The 19,733-nt window shown below is 39.7% G+C and carries 17 protein-coding genes and 2 pseudogenes; 13 read left to right on the forward strand and 6 right to left on the reverse strand.

The window, feature by feature from the left end:
• Positions 1-33: 33 nt before the first annotated feature.
• A complete protein-coding gene (locus tag J7E63_RS07615) occupies positions 34-957 on the reverse strand; it encodes a helix-turn-helix domain-containing protein (protein ID WP_215010903.1) in 924 nt (307 codons plus the stop codon).
• A gap of 89 nt (positions 958-1,046) precedes the next feature.
• Here J7E63_RS07615 and J7E63_RS07620 point away from each other — a divergent pair, with 89 nt between their 5' ends.
• On the forward strand, positions 1,047-1,820 hold the full coding sequence (locus J7E63_RS07620) for a phytanoyl-CoA dioxygenase family protein (protein WP_215010904.1): 774 nt from the start codon (positions 1,047-1,049) through the stop codon (positions 1,818-1,820).
• A 227-nt stretch (positions 1,821-2,047) separates the two neighbouring features.
• Here J7E63_RS07620 and J7E63_RS07625 read toward each other — a convergent pair whose 3' ends face one another.
• A complete protein-coding gene (locus tag J7E63_RS07625; RefSeq protein WP_215010905.1) occupies positions 2,048-2,437 on the reverse strand; it encodes a VOC family protein in 390 nt (129 codons plus the stop codon).
• A 171-nt stretch (positions 2,438-2,608) separates the two neighbouring features.
• Here J7E63_RS07625 and J7E63_RS07630 point away from each other — a divergent pair.
• The 4 genes and pseudogenes from J7E63_RS07630 to J7E63_RS07645 all read left to right on the forward strand — a co-directional run bounded on the left by J7E63_RS07630 (position 2,609) and on the right by J7E63_RS07645 (position 6,248).
• Positions 2,609-3,233 (forward strand): annotated as a pseudogene (locus tag J7E63_RS07630) (CoA transferase subunit A).
• Positions 3,226-3,861 carry a 3-oxoacid CoA-transferase subunit B gene (locus tag J7E63_RS07635; RefSeq protein WP_215010906.1) on the forward strand — a complete coding sequence of 212 codons (636 nt, stop codon included), beginning with the start codon at positions 3,226-3,228 and terminating at the stop codon, positions 3,859-3,861. Before J7E63_RS07630 ends, J7E63_RS07635 begins: the two are co-directional and overlap by 8 nt.
• 78 nt (positions 3,862-3,939) lie before the next feature.
• A pseudogene (locus J7E63_RS07640) lies at positions 3,940-5,004 on the forward strand (muconate cycloisomerase family protein).
• A gap of 50 nt (positions 5,005-5,054) precedes the next feature.
• Positions 5,055-6,248, forward strand: coding sequence for a thiolase family protein (locus tag J7E63_RS07645; RefSeq protein WP_215010907.1), 1,194 nt, complete (start codon positions 5,055-5,057; stop codon positions 6,246-6,248).
• A gap of 131 nt (positions 6,249-6,379) precedes the next feature.
• Here the strand turns inward: J7E63_RS07645 and J7E63_RS07650 are convergent, their stop codons facing one another.
• Entirely contained in the window at positions 6,380-8,161 is a 1,782-nt protein-coding gene (locus J7E63_RS07650; protein ID WP_215010908.1) for a hypothetical protein, read from the reverse strand.
• A 241-nt stretch (positions 8,162-8,402) separates the two neighbouring features.
• Between J7E63_RS07650 and J7E63_RS07655 the strand changes: the two genes are divergently transcribed.
• Both J7E63_RS07655 and J7E63_RS07660 read left to right on the forward strand, forming a co-directional pair.
• Positions 8,403-9,404: a LacI family DNA-binding transcriptional regulator gene (locus tag J7E63_RS07655; protein ID WP_215010909.1), complete on the forward strand. Its 1,002-nt coding sequence runs from the start codon at positions 8,403-8,405 to the stop codon at positions 9,402-9,404.
• 42 nt (positions 9,405-9,446) lie between these two features.
• Positions 9,447-9,908: a P-loop nucleotide/nucleoside kinase family protein gene (locus J7E63_RS07660; RefSeq protein WP_215010910.1), complete on the forward strand. Its 462-nt coding sequence runs from the start codon at positions 9,447-9,449 to the stop codon at positions 9,906-9,908.
• Positions 9,909-10,045: 137 nt separating this feature from the next.
• Here the strand turns inward: J7E63_RS07660 and J7E63_RS07665 are convergent, their stop codons facing one another.
• From J7E63_RS07665 to J7E63_RS07675, 3 genes are read right to left on the reverse strand one after another with little or no spacing between them, the layout of a single operon-like run.
• Positions 10,046-10,951 carry an aminoglycoside phosphotransferase family protein gene (locus J7E63_RS07665; protein WP_215010911.1) on the reverse strand — a complete coding sequence of 302 codons (906 nt, stop codon included), beginning with the start codon at positions 10,949-10,951 and terminating at the stop codon, positions 10,046-10,048.
• 27 nt (positions 10,952-10,978) lie between these two features.
• Positions 10,979-11,500, reverse strand: a complete 522-nt coding sequence (locus J7E63_RS07670) for an AAA family ATPase (RefSeq protein WP_374193708.1) — start codon at positions 11,498-11,500, stop codon at positions 10,979-10,981.
• Positions 11,497-12,528: a LacI family DNA-binding transcriptional regulator gene (locus J7E63_RS07675; RefSeq protein ID WP_215010912.1), complete on the reverse strand. Its 1,032-nt coding sequence runs from the start codon at positions 12,526-12,528 to the stop codon at positions 11,497-11,499. Before J7E63_RS07675 ends, J7E63_RS07670 begins: the two co-directional genes overlap by 4 nt.
• Positions 12,529-12,994: 466 nt before the next feature.
• Here J7E63_RS07675 and J7E63_RS07680 point away from each other — a divergent pair, with 466 nt between their 5' ends.
• Genes J7E63_RS07680 through J7E63_RS07705 form a run of 6 tightly spaced genes read left to right on the forward strand, consistent with a single transcriptional unit; the run spans position 12,995 to position 19,653 of the window.
• The gene (locus J7E63_RS07680) at positions 12,995-14,311 is read left to right on the forward strand and encodes an extracellular solute-binding protein (protein WP_215010927.1); all 1,317 of its coding nucleotides are present in this window, start codon (positions 12,995-12,997) and stop codon (positions 14,309-14,311) included.
• Positions 14,311-15,189 (forward strand): carbohydrate ABC transporter permease, encoded by an 879-nt coding sequence (locus J7E63_RS07685; protein WP_088089798.1) that lies wholly within the window; start codon positions 14,311-14,313, stop codon positions 15,187-15,189. Before J7E63_RS07680 ends, J7E63_RS07685 begins: the two co-directional genes overlap by 1 nt.
• Entirely contained in the window at positions 15,176-16,006 is an 831-nt protein-coding gene (locus J7E63_RS07690; protein WP_088089797.1) for a carbohydrate ABC transporter permease, read from the forward strand. Before J7E63_RS07685 ends, J7E63_RS07690 begins: the two co-directional genes overlap by 14 nt.
• Positions 16,007-16,027: 21 nt before the next feature.
• Entirely contained in the window at positions 16,028-17,635 is a 1,608-nt protein-coding gene (locus J7E63_RS07695; RefSeq protein ID WP_251033419.1) for a glycoside hydrolase family 13 protein, read from the forward strand.
• Positions 17,613-18,557, forward strand: coding sequence for an MTP-1 family protein (locus J7E63_RS07700; RefSeq protein WP_215010913.1), 945 nt, complete (start codon positions 17,613-17,615; stop codon positions 18,555-18,557). Before J7E63_RS07695 ends, J7E63_RS07700 begins: the two co-directional genes overlap by 23 nt.
• Before the next feature lie 31 nt (positions 18,558-18,588).
• Positions 18,589-19,653: a BtaManbiosPhlase gene (locus tag J7E63_RS07705; RefSeq protein ID WP_215010914.1), complete on the forward strand. Its 1,065-nt coding sequence runs from the start codon at positions 18,589-18,591 to the stop codon at positions 19,651-19,653.
• Positions 19,654-19,733: the final 80 nt, after the last annotated feature.

A 19,733-nucleotide genomic window follows, 5' to 3' on the forward strand; every position in this document is an offset into this window, starting at 1 on the left:
AGCCCACTTATTTAATGGGCTTATTTTTTTAGACTATATTTTCTTACTCACATAATTATTGCGATATTTAGCGGGTGAAACGTTCATCATTGTAGTGAATACGCGTGTAAAGGAATGCACTGAGCCAAAGCCGGTGACATCAGCTATCTCTTTAATAGGAATGCTTGTCATTTCAAGCAGGCGAGCCGCCTCTCTTACCCTTTCCTTGCGAATATAATTGGAGAAACTATCACACAGTTCAGTGGAGAAGAGCCTTGATAAATGACGACTAGAAATGTGAAGATAGTTGGCGACATGTTCTAGCTTCAATGGTTCTGATAAATTATCACGAATGAACAGCTTTGCTTGATATAAATGGGTGGTAGAACGATTCGAAAACATTTTTTCCTGATTTCGACTTCTCTGATTTGTTTCGGAAAACATAGTGCTAAAGGACAGGATGAGCGTGTGTGCCATATTAGTAATGAAGTTAAAATCGTTGGCACCGCCGTTTGACGTATAATCTACCAATGCCCTCCATATTAAGGCCGTTGGGGAATCATCAGCAACACTGGTACAAATTCTATTTGTTTTCGCCAGTAGATTATACATGCGAATGGCATCAACCTTTGATTGTTCATGTAAAATCTCGAAAGCAACAAATACAAGAAAAAGTCCGGTTTCGCTTAAAATTTGGTGATGAATGTTCGGACGGGATAAAAATACTGTACCTTTCTTTAACGGATATTGTACATCCAGGTCTTTATACTGTCCTTCTCCACTTAGTACATAACAAACTTCAAAAAATGAATGCCTATGGACCGGATTATTAAAATGCTCCGGGTTCACTCCCCAATAATGCACCTTAAAGGAAATTTCTTCTCCAATCGGCCGCATTGCATATTGATTCAACATTCCTTCACTGAGTTTACATGATTGGACGACCAAAAATATCCCTCCGATGTCTTCAAAAGACAAAAAAACAGCCTCTTTTGATAAAGACTGGAATCCATTATTTTCTTAAAATTATAACAATTATACTATTAATCATAAAGGAGGAAATTATCATGATTACTTCAAAGGATGCTGATTTTTATAAAGAAAATGGATACTTACTTGTTAAAGGGGTTTTTTCTAAAGAGGAAGTAGAGCAAATGAAAACGGCGGTTGAACGCATTATTAAACGTGCAGCAAATACTAAACATGATCGAAATCATGCCTGGCAAGGGGAGTACATCCCCGCAAACGAGTTAAAGAAACTTGTGTTAAAAGGTTTCCATGACGTTCATTATCATGATGCGTCTTTCTCAAGAGCGGTTATTCATCCTAATATGGTGTCTGTTTTGCAAAAGCTGATCGGACCGAATGTGCAATTACATCACTCCAAAATGCTAGTTAAACCACCTGAAAAGGGAGCAGCTTTTCCAATGCATCAGGATCATCCGTATTTCCCACATGAAAGTCATACCGTGCTGGCAGCTAGTGTTCACCTTGATGATGCAGACTTGGAAAACGGATGCCTAAGGGTGATACCAAAATCTCATCAAGAAGGACCACTTTCTCATGTAGGCAGTCACTACTTAAATCATAAGGAATATCCGATTTCCATAGGGACTCCCTGCCCTGCCGAAGCAGGGGATGTACTGTTTTTTAATTATTTAACGGTACACGGTTCGGATAGTAATCGCAGTAACCGGCCGCGTAGAAACGTACTATTCCAATATCGTGATCCGTTGGATAAACCGACTGCCGATGTTCACGTAAACTGGGGGCAAGGCTTGATGGTCTGTGGAGAAAATCCAACGTTTCGTGATTATCATGCTAATTTTGCCTTAAATTGAGGATAAACTAAATGAATATGTAGAGAAGGAAGCATGATTTTTTTGTTTGTCAAAAAGGCTGGTTATTTAAAAAGTAACAATCAACCAATCAGTGGGGTTGAAGGGAGAGGTGCTCCAACACTTCTTCCTTTTTATTTTTCTGTTTATTAAATTCAGGTGCCTATCCTGAAAGGGATAAGGAAGCCATCCACATTTCATGAGGAATGTAGATGGCTTTTATAAAAGTGTCAAGATTTCACACGCTCTACAAGTTGGAGGAGCTCGCGGTCTAGTCCATAGAACAAAATCATACGTCCGCCTTCCAGTGTCGGCTTTGGTTCCCCGGATGTGAAATGAATTCCTTTTTCCTTGAAATGGTGGATGGCCAGGGCGATATCTTCGACCGTAAATGCAAGATGATTCACGATTCCACACTCTGCATACTCTCCGACAGGATTAATATCACGGATCAGCTCAATTTCCATATCGGGCTGTGACTCAAGATATAAAAACGCTAGCTCCCTATTTGGATTGTCTCCACGAAGGCGAATATTAAACCCAAGGATTTTTGTATAAAACTCGATAGACCGGTCCATATCCGAAACAATAATGGCCGTATGTTCCATTTTGGAAATCATGTTTTTTCCCCTTTTCACTTGAATAATATGATCCACTTTAATCTTAAGGTAAAGGAGTTTAATAGAAAAGAAATGGTAAGCAAGAATTATAAATTAGCACTAAAAGGTTTGAAATATTTGAATTAAGATATAGAGGCAGCTTTAACTTGTGTGAAAAATGGCCAAACGTTAATGGTTGGCGGGTTTGGATTAATCGGTGCCCCTCTTACATTAATTGAAGGGTTAACAAAAAAAGAAGTACTGAATTAACAGTTATCAGCAATAACCTAGGTGAGATAGGTAAAGGATTAGGTGAACTCCTTAGACAAAAGAAAATCAAAAAAGCGATAGGATCTTATTTTACTAGTAATCGTGAGGTGGGAGATTATTACCAAAGGGGTGAAATTGAATTAGAGCTATTACCTCAAGGGACATTATCTGAATCTATTAGAGCTGGTGGTGCAGGATTAGGTGGGTATTATACCAAAACGAGTGTAGGAACAGAACTAGCAAAAGGGAAAGAAGAAAGAGAAATTAATGGAAATAAATATATTTTTGAATCAGCTTTACGAGCAGATGTAGCGTTAATCAGGGCATGGATAGCAGATACACTCGGTAATCTCATTTATTACAAGACAGCTCGCAATTTTAATCCACTGATGGCGACAGCCGCTGATGTTGTCATCGTAGAAGTAGATGAGATTGTTGAACCTGGCGAATTGTCTCCAGAAGAGATTGTCACACCACATTTATTCGTCGATGGCATGATTATCGCGAAAAAATCCTGACGAAAGAAGGTGTGATAGATTATGAATGAAGATCATCAAATTCAAGAGATAATCGCAAAACGGGCAGCGCAAGAACTTACAGGTCCTTGTATCGTAAATCTAGGAATTGGAATTCCTACGTTAGTGGCGAAATACATTGAAGATGAAAATGTCTATTTTCATACAGAAAATGGCTTGTTAGGTTTTACCATTGTGACGGAAGAACAAATCGATCCTAACTTAGTAAATGCAGGAAAGCTGCCAGTTGGGGAAACAATTGGTGCCTCTTTCTTTAATAGTGCAGAATCGTTTGCAATGATTCGTGGCGGGCATGTTGATGTTGCGATACTTGGTGTTTTGCAGGTAGATCAGTCAGGTCTAATTGCCAATTGGGCAGTTCCAGGTAAGAACATTATGGGTGTAGGTGGAGCAATGGATTTGCTAGTGGGGGCAAAAAAAGTCATTGTAACGACGACACATACATCAAAAGACGGAAGAAGTAAGTTATTAAAAAAATGTCACTATCCAATTACTTCAACAAGAAGTGTAGACATGATCATTACGGAATTAGCAGTCTTTGAAGTGGCAGCAGATAAATTAAAATCAATCGAATTAATGCCAGGTGTAACCCTTGGAGAAGTGAGAGAAAAGACTGATGCCGTCTTTTTCTGCCAATAAAGGAGGGAACAAAATGAAAATACATTCTTTAGATGTGTACGTAGTGGCTTACCAACAATCAGGCCTCATCATTTGGCGATGCATACTATTTTAACGCAGACGATTGTGCTGGCATGTATGAAAAGTGAAGATGGAATGGAAGGCTGGGGAGAAGTTGCCACAATTGGTGGAGCCTCTTACTCTGAGGAAAGTCCAGAGGCCATTAAATTGAATATTGAAATGTATATTAAGCCATTAATCATTGGAAAAAGCCCTATTAACTTTGATGCTCTATTACATATAATCGGTATACATGTAAAAGGGAATTACTTTGCAAAAGCATTAGTTGAATCGGCAATGGTCGATTTAGTAGCTAAATATAAGGATATTCCAAGTTATGAATTATTCGGGGGACAGTGTCACCCCTCATTACCTGTTGCTTGGACATTAGCGAGTGGAGACACAGCAATGGATATTGAAGAGGCTCAAAATTGCTTAGAAACAAAAAGGCATAATATTTTTAAATTGAAAATTGGAAAAGGTGATCCTAAAAAAAACGTAGCACACGTCATCAAAATTAAAGAGGCAGTTGGCGAAGCAGCGAGTGTTCGTGTTGATGTTAATCAAGCCTGGGATGAAGTAACATCTCTATATTGAATAGAAGCATTAGAAAATGGCGGCGTGGACGTGATTGAACAGCCTTTAGTTCGTTGGAATAATGAAGGGATGTCGAAATTATCCTTGCGATTTAAAGTACCAATTATGGCAGATGAATCACTTGGAACGATTCAAGAAGCTTATCAAATTGCAAAGCATAGAGCGGCCGATGTATTTGCTCTAAAAGTTCCGAAAGCAGGAGGACTAACGGCAACTAAGAAAGTAGCGGCGATTGCAGAAGCAGCTGGAATTCCGATGTATGGTGGAACCATGATCGAATCATCATTAGGAACGGCCATTTGTGCACAGCTTTATTCTACGATCCCAGAAATAACATTCGGAACAGAACTATTTGGTCCACTTCTATTTAAAGACAATGTAACAGTAAATCAAATTGAATATGAGAATTTTGAATTGAAAATTCCAAAAGGACCAGGGTTCGGCATGGAAATTGATAAAGAAAAACTAAAACATTATTCAAGAGAATTTGTAGGAAGTATAAATTAATTTGTAAGGATATTAAGAAGGAAAAAATAAAATATAAGGGTGTCGAAAAAGTGACTAATGTCGTTATTATTGACTCGGTTCGAACCGCTATCGGGAAACTAGGGGGAGCATTAGAAAATGTTCCTGCTGACTTTTTAGCAGCTACAGTCCTTGACGAAGTGGTTAAGCGAGCGGATATTTCAAAAGATATGATAGATGAAGTAATAATGGGACAAGCAAAACAAAGTACTGATGCATCAAATTTAGCAAGAATCGCTTTACTCCGAGCAGGTTTTCCTGTTGAAATACCCGGTTATACCGTTCATCGTCAATGTGGATCAGGGATACAAGCAATCAATTCAGCTAGTCAACAAATTCAATGTGGTCTAGGGAAGGTCATTATTGCAGGTGGAGCAGAATCAATGAGTACAGCTCCGTATTATATGAGAAATATTCGTTTTGGATTGAAATCGGGCAATGGCCAGTTATTGGACCCAAATACAGAAAGCCAGCCAGGTTCACAGCCAGTTGAAGATTATGGCATGTTAACAATGGGGATGACAGCCGAAAATTTAGCGGAAATGTATTCTATTTCAAGAACGGAACAGGACGAATTTGCCTTAAGAAGTCAAGAAAATGCGAAAAGGGCAATTTCGACAGAGATATTCTTACAAGAAATCGTTCCATATCGAATAAAAACAAGAAAAGGTGTGACTGAGTTTAAAGTGGATGAGCATCCAAGAGAAACTAGTTTAGAAAAATTAGCTCAGTTAAAACCAGTCTTTAAGGAAAATGGAACAGTAACAGCGGGAAATAGTAGTGGTCGAAATGATGGTGCAGCTGCTCTCGTCCTTATGTCAGAGGAAGAAGCGAGGAGACTGGGTAAAAAACCAAAAGCAAGAGTAATTGCTCAAGCAGCTGTCGGAGTCTCACCAAATATTATGGGAATCGGTCCAGTAAATTCAACTTTGAAAGCACTTCAAATAGCTGGTTTGAAATTAGCCGATATTGATTTAATTGAATTAAACGAAGCTTTTTCTGCACAAGCTTTAGCTGTAATAAAAGAATTAAAACTTGATCTAAAAAAGGTGAATCCTAACGGTGGTGCCATTGCCATGGGGCATCCAATTGGTGCCACAGGTGCCATTCTAGCAACAAAAGCTTTACATGAACTAGAAAGAACAGGAAAAAGATATGGGCTTATCACATTATGTATTGCAGGTGGGCTAGGAATTACAACTATCATTGAAAACGCACAGATATAAATTATATATATATATGAAGTTGTTAAAAAACATTTTTCTACGATGTAAGGCAACTAATCTAGTAAAAATAAGCAAACACCCTTGTCCAAGAAGTAGACAAGGGTGTTTGCTTTAAGTGGAAAATAGGTTATTTATTTTTTTGCTGGAACTAACTTTAATTTATTCTTCCCTTTTACCAAATTCCGTTCCAGTTTATAGGATTCTCCATTTCCCTTGGTGAATGTGGCGTATTCCGCAACTGGTTGAAGCACTAGATTATCTACCAATAACGCTTCACTGCTGTTGGATTTTAGCGTAAGAGTAACCTTATGTTTGTTTGTATCAAGTTTGATTGGCTCAGTTAATTTCACTAGCGTTAAATAATCAGAGTCTGGAGAGTCGGATACTGGGACGGTACGGATCAGACGATCATCCACGCGAACTTCCAAATTTATTGCTTCTTGAGAATGTTTTCTCTCTAGAGCTGCGTACAGGAGGTACTCTCCTTTTTTCTTAGGTTCAACTTCTAATTTGATACTATCATTCTTAGATAATTTCACTACTTTTCCGCTGTAAAGTGCATCACCTGTCCATGGACTAGCGGGAGTGATGATTTCGGGCGTTCCTTCTTGTGCTGTGAACCCTTCAGCTTCATAAACTTCTGTCGTGTGCCTTTCAGTTGTTTTCACATGAAGCATACTCTTCGCTTGTGGAATCACTTGCACAGCCTGGATAGCAAGTAAGGCTTCAATCGTTGATTCTGCACCGGAGTTCCTGTTCACTTTTCCAGTCACTCCATTTAATCCGTCATAACCTCTTCCTGTATTTGAATCGTACATCACAAAGTTTGCATCATTGTTGCCAGTGAACCAGGAAGCTGTGATACCAGCATACTGGGCATATTTTTTCTGATGGGATGCTTTATACAATTCTGCAAATGCCTGAGTAAGCATATTGACTCCATAAGCAATTTGTTCATCTTTTGTTGCGGTAGGTGCCATTTCTTTAATCATGCCAGACACAAGGAGATGACTAAACCATTGGTCCGCTTCTTGTTTAGCAGAATCAATCCATTCTTTCTTCTTCAATACGGATCCGGCTTTAGCAAGAGCGAAAGATTGACCGCTACCCCATGCATGCCAGAGAGTAGGGGATCCTTCCCAATCTAAATGAGCGCCAAAAGGATACTGATCGGCTGAACCGAATTGATATTCTTCGAGTCCTCGTCCGACTTTGAGCATGGAATCCTTGATTACGGGAAGGGTCTTGACGCTATAAAATTCTGCTAAACCTAGTAAACTGTTAGACATTGCATCAAATCCACCGATCCAGGCAGGGATTTTGTAGCCATGGATCTCCGTGTATTCACCATAATTTTTGTTTACTTTTCTCTGAAGGGCATCATTTGCTAGTAAAAAGCTATTCTCTAATTCTTTTGCATAAGCAGGGTCAGCCTTCGAGAAGACTTTATATCCATGGCCGAGTGCCCACATACCTCGAGCTGCCCACCAGTCAAAAGACTTTTTACTAGTAGGGCCATCGGTATTGATGGAAAAATCACGATTAATAAAGTTATAAAATTCTCCGTCTTCAGCTTGCATATGCATGACAAAGTTTAATGCTTTTTTTGCCTTGTCCAGCGATTCCATATTGCCAGTTTGTTCATAATGATTTAAATAAACTATCGCTGCCCGGGCTACATCGTCAACGCAGGCAATTCCTTCTCCTGATGCATCAACCCAGTTATAATCGGGATATTCCGAATAAATATGGGTAATTAACATGTCCTTCCCATCGATGGTGACTTCTTCATTCAAAAAATCAAGGTGATCAAGATTAACCTCAACCTTTTCGGTTTCCATGGCTTTAGCTCCTGTTGGAACAGACAAGCTAAATACTAGAAGTAAAGCAAGAATCCATTGAAATGCTTTCATAATATCCCCCTATATGATAATAAATTGTAAGCGGTGTCATGGTGTCGATTCATTTTACCACCTGTCACGTGATTTATCAATTTACAATATTGTTTTGTCAATTAAATGGATCGAAAGTAATGGTTATAATTCGGGAGATAATTACCACTATTAGGGGTATTTTGTTGAAAATAACTCTACTTGACAATCACTTGACAAAATTTGTACCATATAAAAAGGATATCAAATTGGGAGGGTTACAATGAGGAAACCCACGATGCAACGAATTGCTGATCATCTAGGAATTTCAAAGAACTCTGTGTCTCTGGCATTAACGGGACGGGCAGGTGTAAGTGAAGAATTACGGGAGAAGGTGTTGGTCACAGCACTGGAAATTGGGTACCCGATGGAAAAGTTGAAAACGAAAACCACTATAAAGTCTGCTCACATGATCGGATTAATTGCTAGAGAGGAAATATTTGCTGAGAACACCTTTTTTGGTGTGATTAATTTACATATTGAAAAGGAAATCAAAAGCAGAGAAGGCCATTTATTGCTTCATGCAGTGGATAAGGAAAGTGAAGAAAACTTGATATTGCCTTCCTTTGTAACTGAAAAAAAGGTAGATGGACTCCTGATACTATCTCATCTTCGAAAGGAGTTCATTCAAGCGATCATTCAATCGGGTATTCCAGTTGTTTTGGTCGATCATCATGATCCTAATCTGAATGTGGATTCTGTTTTGACGGATAACAGAAAGGGAGCTTATCTAGCTACTAAACAATTGATAACTAAAGGAGCGAGGTCGGTTGGCTTTATCGGAGAAATAGCAAAGTCACCGAGCTATCGTGAAAGATTTGAAGGATTTCGTGATGCGATGGAGGAAGAGGGGCTTTCTGTTGAAAGTCAATGGATAAACCACCATGTAAATGAGCAGGAGTCTTTGGTAAATGCCTATATCCAGTCATTACACTTGTTGCCAGATGCCTGGTTTTGCGCAAATGATCACATCGGTTTTTTGATTACTCGAAGCTTGGATAAACTTGGGGTTCACGTACCTGAGCAATGTTCTGTCTGTGGGTTTGACGATTCTATTTATGCAACACTTTCTTTACCTCAGCTTTCGACGATTGCGATAAACAAAGAGTATTTTGCAAATCGCTCGGTGGTACAGCTCTATCGACGAATCGAAAATATGGAAAAACCGTTTGAGAAGATATTGCTTACTACCGAAATGATAGAAAGGAACACGACTAAACTATAAAACGGATAGTGAAAAATGGACATTGGAATGGGGGTGTGGACTGTGACGACACTGCATTTAATGGTTGGTCTTCCGTGTAGTGGCAAAACCACACTATCAAGAAAGCTTGAAAAGCAATATTCTGCACTAAGACTAACTCCAGATGAATGGCATATTCGCTTATTTGGACACGATATGGATGATAAGGATCACGATGCTAGGCACGACTTAGTGGAAAGTCTTCTTTGGGATGTTGCTGCTAGAGTGTTAGTTCTGGGAGTTGATGTGATTTTAGACTTTGGATTGTGGGGTCGCAGCGAGCGAGATGATTTTCGCGCGAGAGCAGCAGAGTTAGGGGTTGACTTTAAACTTCATTTTTTAGATGTGCCTGAAGAGATTCTTTTAGAGCGCTTGGCGGGAAGGAATGCTAAACTTCCTCCAGGTACTTTTCGGTTACTTGAGGAAAACCTTAAAGAGTACATGCTCCTTTTTGAGTCTCCTACACAAGAAGAGCTTGAATCATAATTGAATGTTTTATTTTTGGGAAAAATATGCCTGGAAGCGGAATTTTTGGGGGTTCACGGTAATCTTGTCTGATTACCGTGAATCCCCATTATTGTCTTTTATAAAAAGCAAAAACTTTTCGGTAAAGTAACTTCAAATCATACGCCTTTCTTGTAATCGGCGAGAACTTCATCAATAAGACGACGGGCGACTCCGGCGAACACGGGATTGCTGCTTTGGTAGTAAGGAAGGGCAATCAGTCCTACTGACAATGCCCAGCCACGCCCTCGTGCCCAGGTTGCGTCGTCAACTGAATGCGCTGCACGCAACATTTCCCGGTTTTCGACGGAAAGCAAATTCCACGCGAACATCCAGTCAGTTGCGGGATCTCCCACGCCAAGTCCACCGAAGTCGATGACGGCACCGAGTCGCCCTTGTTCGACAAGGAGGTTCCCGGGAAGGAGATCTCCGTGGATCCAGACGGGTGGTCCGTCCCACACGGGTGTCTGGAGGGCTGATTCCCACGCTAGGGTTGCCGCATCGGTATCAATCGTGTTGTGCAGATTTGCAATTGCTTCGCGGACACCATCGTCTCGCATGGCAAGTGGCAGGCCGCGTCCAAAGTTGTGATGCCCTGGGGGCGGACCGCCGGCGGGATTAATCCGCTGCAGAGCAGTTACAAATTCAGCCAGTTCAGTCGCCGCTTGGTATGGATTGTCGATGTGCCCCATAATTGCGTTTTCACCCTTGATCCATCGATATACAGACCAGCGCCAGGGGTAACCCTCGGCGGGCAACCCAAACGCGAGCGGTGTAGGGATGGTAATCGGTAGGTGCGGGGCGAGGAACGGAAGCCACCGTTGCTCCTTCTCCACCTGCTGGATGGCCCAATCGCCAAGAGGTAATCGCACGAACATATCCTCACCAAGCCGATAGATTGCATTTTCCGTCCCGGTGGAGTTGAACGGCTCAAGGGGAAGGTCTGCCCATTGCGGAAATTGTCCGGAAATCAACCGTTTCACGAGAGATAGGTTGATTTCTGGTGCACTATTTGAATTGGTCATGAAGGACCTCCTTTTGAAAATGCTATACTATTTTGAAATATCTAAATCAAAATCAGAAGAATTCATAATATCCTTTAATATTTCAGTCGGGCTTTTATGAGTGGTGTCGTAAAGATGTTTCTTATTTGCTGGTGAATTCTCAAGTTGATTTAGCAAAAATAAGGAGCGGTCAATTAAAAATTGATCACCCCGTTTATTTAAGCGTTCTAATAATATGTTCTCATCAGCCCGCAAAACCACATACTTAATTTTTAGATTCAGATATGCAAAATGCTTGCAGAACCACTCTAACTCATCTTCCACAACAATATCGATAATGACGTTGTAATCATGTTGAATCAATGTTTGCGTTACTGAAAGCATATTTTTCCACATGATTACTAAATTTTCTTCCCAAGGCGGTGCAGAGGCTTCCTCATACATCGAGAGGAAGTTATCGCCTTTAATAAGGGCACTTTTCTTTACTGTTCGTGCTAGTTCTTTTGCAAGAGTGGATTTACCCACTCCGCAAGGTCCAGAAATAATATAAATGGTTTTCAAATGAATCACTCCGATGATTGTTGTTTTTTCTGAGCAGTGGACTCTCTTATGATTAATTTGGTAGGTAACAGGATCTCCTGGATCGGTTCATCTTTGTTTTCCATTCTCCAACAAAGCCGTTCGACTGCCTTTTTACCAAAATAATTTAAATCAATATCCATTGTCGTAATCGCAGGAGTGGCAATTTGTGATAATTGTCCATTGTCAAAACTGCATACAGAGACATCTTCAGGTACCTTGAAGCCTTTTTGCTGTAAAACGGATGTCACTAGAAATCCGTGGCCATCGTTCACGCAAAACCACGCGGAAGGCTGGTCATCAAGGTTATCGATGAATAAATTGATTTCATTTAAATTTTCCTGTGCGTTTGTAAACATGAATGCTTCCTTAGGTTGTTTCCTATATCTTCGTAAAGCAAGTAAGTATCCTTCTAATCTCTCTTGATAGCTTGGAGAAATATCAACGTCACCGACAAAGGCTATGTCCTGATGTCCAAGTTGTATGAGATGCTCGACAGCCGTAAATGCTCCAAAGCGATTGTTTGTCAGAATCGAATCGGACTGTAAGGAAGGTTCATGATGATCAATTAAAACCGTAGGGATACCAGTACTAATAATTTTCGCGGTGTAGTCTGTACTAATATGAGATAAGATTATAACTCCATCAATTTCATGATTTGTTAATAAAGAAGGAAGCGTTAAATTTTCGATTGAAATGCTATCAATTGGTTCAATAAATAAATTCATCCCACGTGCTCGCAGTTCTTTTTCAATACTTAAGTAAATTTCACCAAAAAAGCTTTTGAGGGAAAAAGCATAATCAGAAGCAATTAGAGCGATGTTTTTTAGTGTCTTTTTTTCAACTTGCTTTTGATTCCTACTATTAGAATAGGAATAACCTAGTTCATCCGCAGTATTTTGTACAAGCCTTCGGGTTTCGTCGCTAACTCCCGGCTTTCCAGATAATGCTTGGGAAACGGAGTTTTTCGAGATATTTAACCGATCCGCTATATCCTGCATGGTCACTTTTTTTTCCATTTCTTTGTTCTCCCTTAATGTATATCATAATAATTAAATGTAATTGTTTGTAATTACATTGTAACGTTACATACTGAAAATTACAATAGTCGTGTATATGACGATCATTGTAAGTTATTCATTTTCAACTTTATAATCTAAAGATTAATAGTTGACATTATGAAAATAAGGTGCAATAATTGCATTTGTTAGGTGGTTAATAACGTTACTAAATAATTATTTTTTTGTTTTGTAATTATATTATTGCATGTTGAGAAATGAGGGGTTTCGGTTAATACCATAATTTTTGACTTGGATTACAAATAGTATACTTTTTTTTGAAAGCTATTGGTAGCGCTGTCAGATGAGGAAATGACGCCATTGGAACCAATGTAATAATTTGTTTAGTTTACTAATTGATTAGGGCATTACTACTTTTATAAAAGATTGGATTAGATATTAGTCATTGGAGGAATAGAAGATGAAAATGAAAAAAGTAGCATCAATCTTATTCGCAGCTTCGCTTACAGTTTCTGGTCTTGCTGCCTGTTCTACAGGTAATAAGGAGAAAAGTACGGGCACGAAAGATGGAGTAACAACGATTGAATTCTGGGCTGCTCCAAACCCAACACAGCAAGTGTATTGGAAGGAAGTAGCAGAAGAGTTTACGAAGGAAAATCCTAAAATCAAAGTTAATGTTAGTCCGATGAAGGAAAGCCCGACATCTGAAGCAAGTATTCAATCGGCAATCGCTGGTAAAAGTGCACCAACCATGTCTGAAAATATTAACCGTGGTTTTGCCGCTCAATTATCTGACAGTAAAGCACTTGTTCCATTAGATGAGTTAGATGGATGGGACGAAGTTAAGAAAAACCGTAACATGGAAAATACTATGAAGAGCTGGGAATTCGCTGACGGCCACCAATACGTATTACCAATTTACTCCAATGCGATGTTATTTGGTTGGAGATTGGACATTTTAAAAGAACTTGGCTATAACGAGCCGCCAAAAACATATAGCGAAATGTTAGATGTGGCGAAGAAATTAAAGGAAAAATATCCAAAGAAATATCTATGGGCAAAAGCAGACCTTGCCGACCCAACAGCTTGGAAAAGATGGTTCGACTTCTTCATGTTGTATGATGCTGCATCAAACGGTAACAAGTTTGTTGAAGGAACGAAATTCACTGCTGATAAAAAAGCTGGCGAACAGGTACTTGGCTTAATGGATGATCTACGTAAAGCAGATGCATTATTAACAAGACAGTCAAAAGATCCGTTTGAAAGTGGGTTAGGAATTTTCGTCGATGTTGGTCCTTGGACTATTCCTTACTGGGCAGAAAAATTCCCGGATATGAAATTCAACGAAACTTATACTTTAGCAGCACCACCTGTACCAGATGGTATGGATACTGCCAATGTTAAAACGTTTGCTGATACAAAAGGTCTAGTTGTTTACGCTTCTGCAACAAAAGAAGAACAAAAAGCAGCGATGGAATTCATTAAGTGGGTATATTCGAACCCTAAAAATGATGCGAAATGGCTTGAAAAGACAAGCTTACCACCTGCTCGTGATGATTTAACATCAAATGATGCGTTTAAAGCGTTCTTTGACAAAAACCCTGCATTACAACCATATGCAGCTGCCGTTCCAAATGGTGTCCCTCCAATGGATAACGCGAAATACAATGATATCCAAACATTAATTGGTCAACATGCTTTTAATCCAGTGGTCAAAGGTGAGAAAGATCCGAAAACTGCCTGGAAGGATATGCAAGAAGCAATTGAGGGGGCTCTTAAATAATGAGCACTAAGCAAGGAAGGATGGGCTGGCTATTTGCCAGTCCTTATCTTATATATGCGGTCGTTTTCTTTCTAATCCCACTGGGGTGGTCACTGTTTTTATCCTTTACCGATTGGAATTTAATTGCACCAACTTTTAGTTTTGTTGGATTGGAAAATTACATGGAGGCTTTCAAGAGCCCAGGTGTTCAAAGTGCATTTTTTGTAAGCTTTAAATTTATGGCTTTATTTGTACCGTTGGTTGTGGCATCTTCGATTATCGTTGCCTTAATCGTTCAAGGATTACCTAAATTTAAAGGGCTATTTTTAATTGGTTTTTTCCTGCCTTATTTAGCATCTGGGGTTGTATCATCATTTATCGTAAAAGGGATTTTATCGTACAACAGTCCGGTAAATGAATTCTTGCGAGACTCCCTTGGATTAGATATTAATTGGCTTGGAAGTCCGTTTGCAGCACTCTTTGTGGTTGCAATGATTATCGCTTGGAAATTCACCGGGTACTACGCCCTTATTTTAACTTCAGGTTTTGAGAGCATTAGTAAGGAAGTATACGAAGCGGCGATGATTGATGGGGTAACTCCTTGGCAGCGTTTCTGGAAAATTACTTTCCCGCTCCTTTACCCTGCTTTATTCACCGTATTAATTTTATCAATCGGAGTTACGTTTGGTATTTTCACAGAGGTTTACCAATTAACAGGCGGTGGACCAAATTTTGCAACCAATACATGGCAAATGGAGATTTTTACAAGAGCGTTCTCAAATCTTCAAGCAGGCTATGCTTCAGCGATTGCAATTATCGCTTCGGTAGTAACGTTTGTTTCAATTTTAATCATTCGAAAACTCTTAGAAATGTGGGGGAAACGAAATGGGTGGAGCTAAGAAAAATGGATTATGGTTTCGTTACCTAATTGCCGTTGTTCTCTTACTGATTATGATCTTTCCGTATATTTATATGGTATTAAATTCTTTTGCTGATTGGGACCAAGTAGATAAGAAGCTAATTCCAACAGAGTACAGTTTGAAATCGTATCAATGGCTGCTCGGTGGAGGAGAAGCGGTCATCCCGAGGCCATGGCTTAATGCGTTTATTAACAGTTTTATTGTTTCAGGTGCTTCAACCTTTTTAATGATGGTAACTGGGGTAATGGTTGCTTATGCATTAGCGAAAATGCCCTTTAAAGGAAGAGACACAGTTAATAACGTTATTTTATTTCAAATGTTTTTCCCAGCGATCATTTTGTTAATTCCGACGTTCCTTGTGATTCAACGACTCGGAATGTATGACTCTTATTGGGGAATGATTTTGCCGAAAGCGATGAGTTTGTGGGCGGTGTTTATGTATACGAACTTCTTTAAGGCGATACCAGATACATTTATTGAAGCAGCAAAATTAGATGGTGCGAGTGAATTGCAAATTATGTTTAAAGTCGTGCTGCCAATGTCGAAATCGATTACGACTGTTATCTTCTTATTCTTGTTTATGGAAAGATGGACTGAATTGTTATGGGATATGTTAGTGGCGAAGAGCGATAATATGCTAACGCTGAACGTCCTTTTATCACAAATGTTCGGTCCGTACGGCGGCTATCCAGGTCCGATGTACGCAGCATCTGTGTTGTTAACACTTCCGATCATTATTATTTTCTTGCTGTTCGCGAAAAAGTTCCAAGAAGGTATGCAGTTTACACTTAAGTAAAAGAATTGGAGTTCTTACACAATGGTTAAATGGTGGAAAAAATCGACATTTTATGAAATCTACATGCCGAGCTTTAAAGATGGAAATGGTGATGGAATCGGTGACTTTGCTGGGATTACCTCTAAACTCGACTATCTTAAAGAATTGGGAATTGACGGATTGTGGCTGACTCCGTTTTATCCATCACCAAAGGTCGATAACGGCTATGACATTTCCGACTATCATGGGATCGATCCGGATTATGGAACGATGGCGGATTTTGAAACGTTTATACAAGAAGCACATCAACGTGGTATCAAGGTAATTGCAGATTTAGTACTCAATCACACTTCTTCTGAACATCAATGGTTCCAAAAATCAAAGTCGTCAAAGGAACATCCGAAACGAGATTGGTATATTTGGAGAGATGAGCCGAACAATTGGGAATCTTTCTTTGGAGGCTCTGCATGGGAATATGACAGTGAGACGAACCAATATTATTACCATGCCTTTGCGAAGGAACAGGTTGATTTAAATTGGGCCAATCCTGAAGTGAAATATGCCATGTTTGATGTGATGAAGTTTTGGCTTGAAAAGGGAATCGATGGTTTCCGGCTAGATGTCATCAACTTCTTAAAGGTAAATGATTCGTTTATAGACAATCCATATGATGAGGAACAAATCCATTTATATGATAAGGACCAGGAGGGTGTTTTAACTGTTATTGAGGAAATTGCCGATTTTGTTCATCAGTATCCGGATAAATTTCTCGTTGGTGAGGTTGGTTCCGAGGAACTGGATATTCTTAAGCAATACTCTGGTCTTAACAAATTAGATGTTGTCTTTAATTTTAATATCGGAAGCATGGAAAAGTTTGATGCGGATAAGCTCTATCAGCAATTAGTGGGAACTGAGCAAGCTTATGATTCCACTCAAATTCCAACTTTGTTCTTTTCAAGTCATGATATGTCCCGGCATATTTCACGATTTGGCGGCGATGAGGATCGGGCTAAACTAGTTGCTGCCTTGATGCTTACAGCAAAGGGCGTTCCGTTCATTTACTTCGGCGATGAAATTGGAATGCGAGATTGGGTTACAGACGATATATCGAAAATGAAGGATGTTCAAGGGATCATGGGCTATAAATTCGCATTACAAGCGGGTAAGTCACATGAGGAGGCCCTAGTTATTGCGAATGAAAAATCCCGCGATATGTCACGTACCCCGATGCAATGGAATTCACATGACAATGTCGGCTTTTCAGACGGGCTGCCGTGGATTACTGTTCCGAAGGATGCAGACAAAGTTACTGTTGAAGACCAGATAAATGATCCGCAATCGATGTTTTCTTTTTATAAAAGTTTGTTGAAACTGCGAAAGGAACATTCATCTCTACAGTACGGAGATTATGAATTTTTACGGAATCAAGATGGAATGATCTATTTCGTCAGAACGGATTCATTTGAAAATATATTAGTAGTTTTGAATTTCACTAATCAATCAAAAACGCTTGATGTAGTAGCTGATATGAAGTTGTTACTTTCGACGAAGAGAACGACGTTGGATGGCGAAAACGTCATAAGAATTTTAGCGAATGAAGCAATGATCTTAAAGGGGGATATAGGAAATGGCCTTGTTAAGGAAAGGTAATGCTCAAACTTGTGAACAGCTTTTAGAGGAATATACTTCGAAAACACAACCAACCAATCCTGAAAAAATTGTATTCTCAGGCATTGGTGAAAATGATGTCTATAATATTAGTGCGCCGTTTGAAGATGAAGGGGAGCTTGTCATTGCCGGACGAGTGGAGTCACGTGACAGTGAACATTCCAATGTATACTTCTTTGTCGAGAGAAACAATGAGTGGGTTCCAAGAGAAAAGGCGCCCGTTCTTGAGTTACAAGATCCTTTCTTTACTCGAATTGCTGGAGAGCTAGTAGTGGGGGGCGTTCAAATTTTCCCTCATCCAACTACTGAAGGACAACTTGGCTGGAGAACTGTTTTTTATAAAGGTCAATCGATTGCAAGTTTACAAGAATTTGCAAAAGGTCCAGACGGGATGAAAGACCTTCGACTTGTTGAACTAAAAGATGGAAGCATTGGGGTATTAACAAGACCTCAGGGTGAAAAGGGCGGAAGAGGAAAAATTGGCTGGACTCGGATCTCTTCATTATCTGAACTGACCATTGATGTGGTCAACGAAGCGCCATTACTTCAAGAACAGTTCATTGACGAAGAATGGGGCGGAGCGAACGAGCCGCACCTTTTAGCTAATGGTCTTGTTGGAGTATTGGGACATGTTGCCTCCTTTGATGGCGAAGGAAACCGCCACTATTATCCAATGGTGTTTGCGCTTGACCCGGATACGGGAATATTCACTGATATGGAGCTAATCGCAACAAGAAGTCAGTTCCTTCCTGGTCCAACGAAGCGCCCAGACTTAGTGGATGTCGTGTTTAGCGGCGGGTTAGTTCGAAAACAAGATGGCACGGCTGATGTTTATGCAGGAATTAGTGATGCTGAAGCTCAAAAAATTACCATCGTCGATCCGTTTTTACAATACGAGCAATAATTCCGATAAAACTATAGAGGGAGTAAATAACATGAATGTATATAGATATGAAGAGAACCCATTAGTCACTCCAGCAGATGTGAAACCACATCGAGCTGATTTTGAAGTTATTGGTGCATTTAATGCAGGGATTACCACCTATAACGATGAAATTATTATGCTTCTTCGTGTAGCAGAGCGCCCAATCAGCGAAGACGCTAATATTGTGAAAGCACCTATTTATAATCCTACAACAAACGAACTAGAGATTTTAGAATTCCGTTTAGATGATCCTACCTTTGACTTCTCTGATCCACGTGTGATTCGAAAAAGCGGGGACACACAAGGATTTGAATATTTAACATCTATAGCATACTTACGGATTGCAAGGAGCAAAGATGGTGGTCATCATTTCACAATTGATGAGAAACCGTTTGTTTATCCATCTAATGAGTTAGAAACATTTGGGATAGAGGATCCAAGGATTACTAAAATTGAAGATACTTATTATATCTATTTTAGTGCTGTTTCACCTGTTGGTGTAGGAGAATCGATGGTTTCCACAAAAGACTTCATAACAACTGAACATCATGGAATGATTTTTGCACCGGAAAATAAAGACGTATTAATTTTTCCAGAAAAAATTAATGGAAAATACTATGCGATTCACCGTCCTGTACCAAAAAGTGTAGGGATGCCAGAAATGTGGATTGCTGAATCCACAAATCTCTTGCACTGGGGTAACCACAAGCATTTACTAGGGTTACGTCCGGGAATGTGGGATAGCGCACGCATGGGCGGAGGTGCTGTTCCATTTAAGACAGAAAAAGGCTGGCTGGAGCTTTACCATGGTGCAACTGACGATCACCGCTATTGTATGGGAGCAGTATTACTTGATTTAGAAAATCCAACTAAAGTCATTGCTCGTTCAAATCAACCGATTCTAGAGCCTGAAGCAGATTATGAGGTAGAAGGTTTCTTTGGAAATGTAGTCTTTTCATGTGGGGCTGTCGTTGAAGGTGATGTAGTTAAAATGTTCTACGGCGTGGCTGATACATCCATGGCTTGTGTGGAATTAAGCTTAAAAGAAATCTTAGATTCATTGACTTATCGATAATTTGAAAAAATAAGTGCCAAAATCGCGTGACTGATTTTGGCCTTTTTAATATGTTTTTAGCGTATATAGGCTTCACTAGT

Source organism: Bacillus sp. ISL-75 (assembly GCF_018613095.1).

Coding starts and splice junctions, on each gene's coding strand:
- J7E63_RS07620 (WP_215010904.1), top strand. CDS start 1,047: ATGATTACTTCAAAGGATGCTGATTTTTATAAAGAAAATGGATACTTA.
- J7E63_RS07625 (WP_215010905.1), bottom strand. CDS start 2,437: ATGATTTCCAAAATGGAACATACGGCCATTATTGTTTCGGATATGGAC.
- J7E63_RS07635 (WP_215010906.1), top strand. CDS start 3,226: ATGAATGAAGATCATCAAATTCAAGAGATAATCGCAAAACGGGCAGCG.
- J7E63_RS07650 (WP_215010908.1), bottom strand. CDS start 8,161: ATGAAAGCATTTCAATGGATTCTTGCTTTACTTCTAGTATTTAGCTTG.
- J7E63_RS07655 (WP_215010909.1), top strand. CDS start 8,403: ATGAGGAAACCCACGATGCAACGAATTGCTGATCATCTAGGAATTTCA.
- J7E63_RS07665 (WP_215010911.1), bottom strand. CDS start 10,951: ATGACCAATTCAAATAGTGCACCAGAAATCAACCTATCTCTCGTGAAA.
- J7E63_RS07675 (WP_215010912.1), bottom strand. CDS start 12,528: ATGGAAAAAAAAGTGACCATGCAGGATATAGCGGATCGGTTAAATATC.
- J7E63_RS07680 (WP_215010927.1), top strand. CDS start 12,995: ATGAAAAAAGTAGCATCAATCTTATTCGCAGCTTCGCTTACAGTTTCT.
- J7E63_RS07685 (WP_088089798.1), top strand. CDS start 14,311: ATGAGCACTAAGCAAGGAAGGATGGGCTGGCTATTTGCCAGTCCTTAT.
- J7E63_RS07690 (WP_088089797.1), top strand. CDS start 15,176: ATGGGTGGAGCTAAGAAAAATGGATTATGGTTTCGTTACCTAATTGCC.
- J7E63_RS07695 (WP_251033419.1), top strand. CDS start 16,028: ATGGTTAAATGGTGGAAAAAATCGACATTTTATGAAATCTACATGCCG.
- J7E63_RS07700 (WP_215010913.1), top strand. CDS start 17,613: ATGGCCTTGTTAAGGAAAGGTAATGCTCAAACTTGTGAACAGCTTTTA.
- J7E63_RS07705 (WP_215010914.1), top strand. CDS start 18,589: ATGAATGTATATAGATATGAAGAGAACCCATTAGTCACTCCAGCAGAT.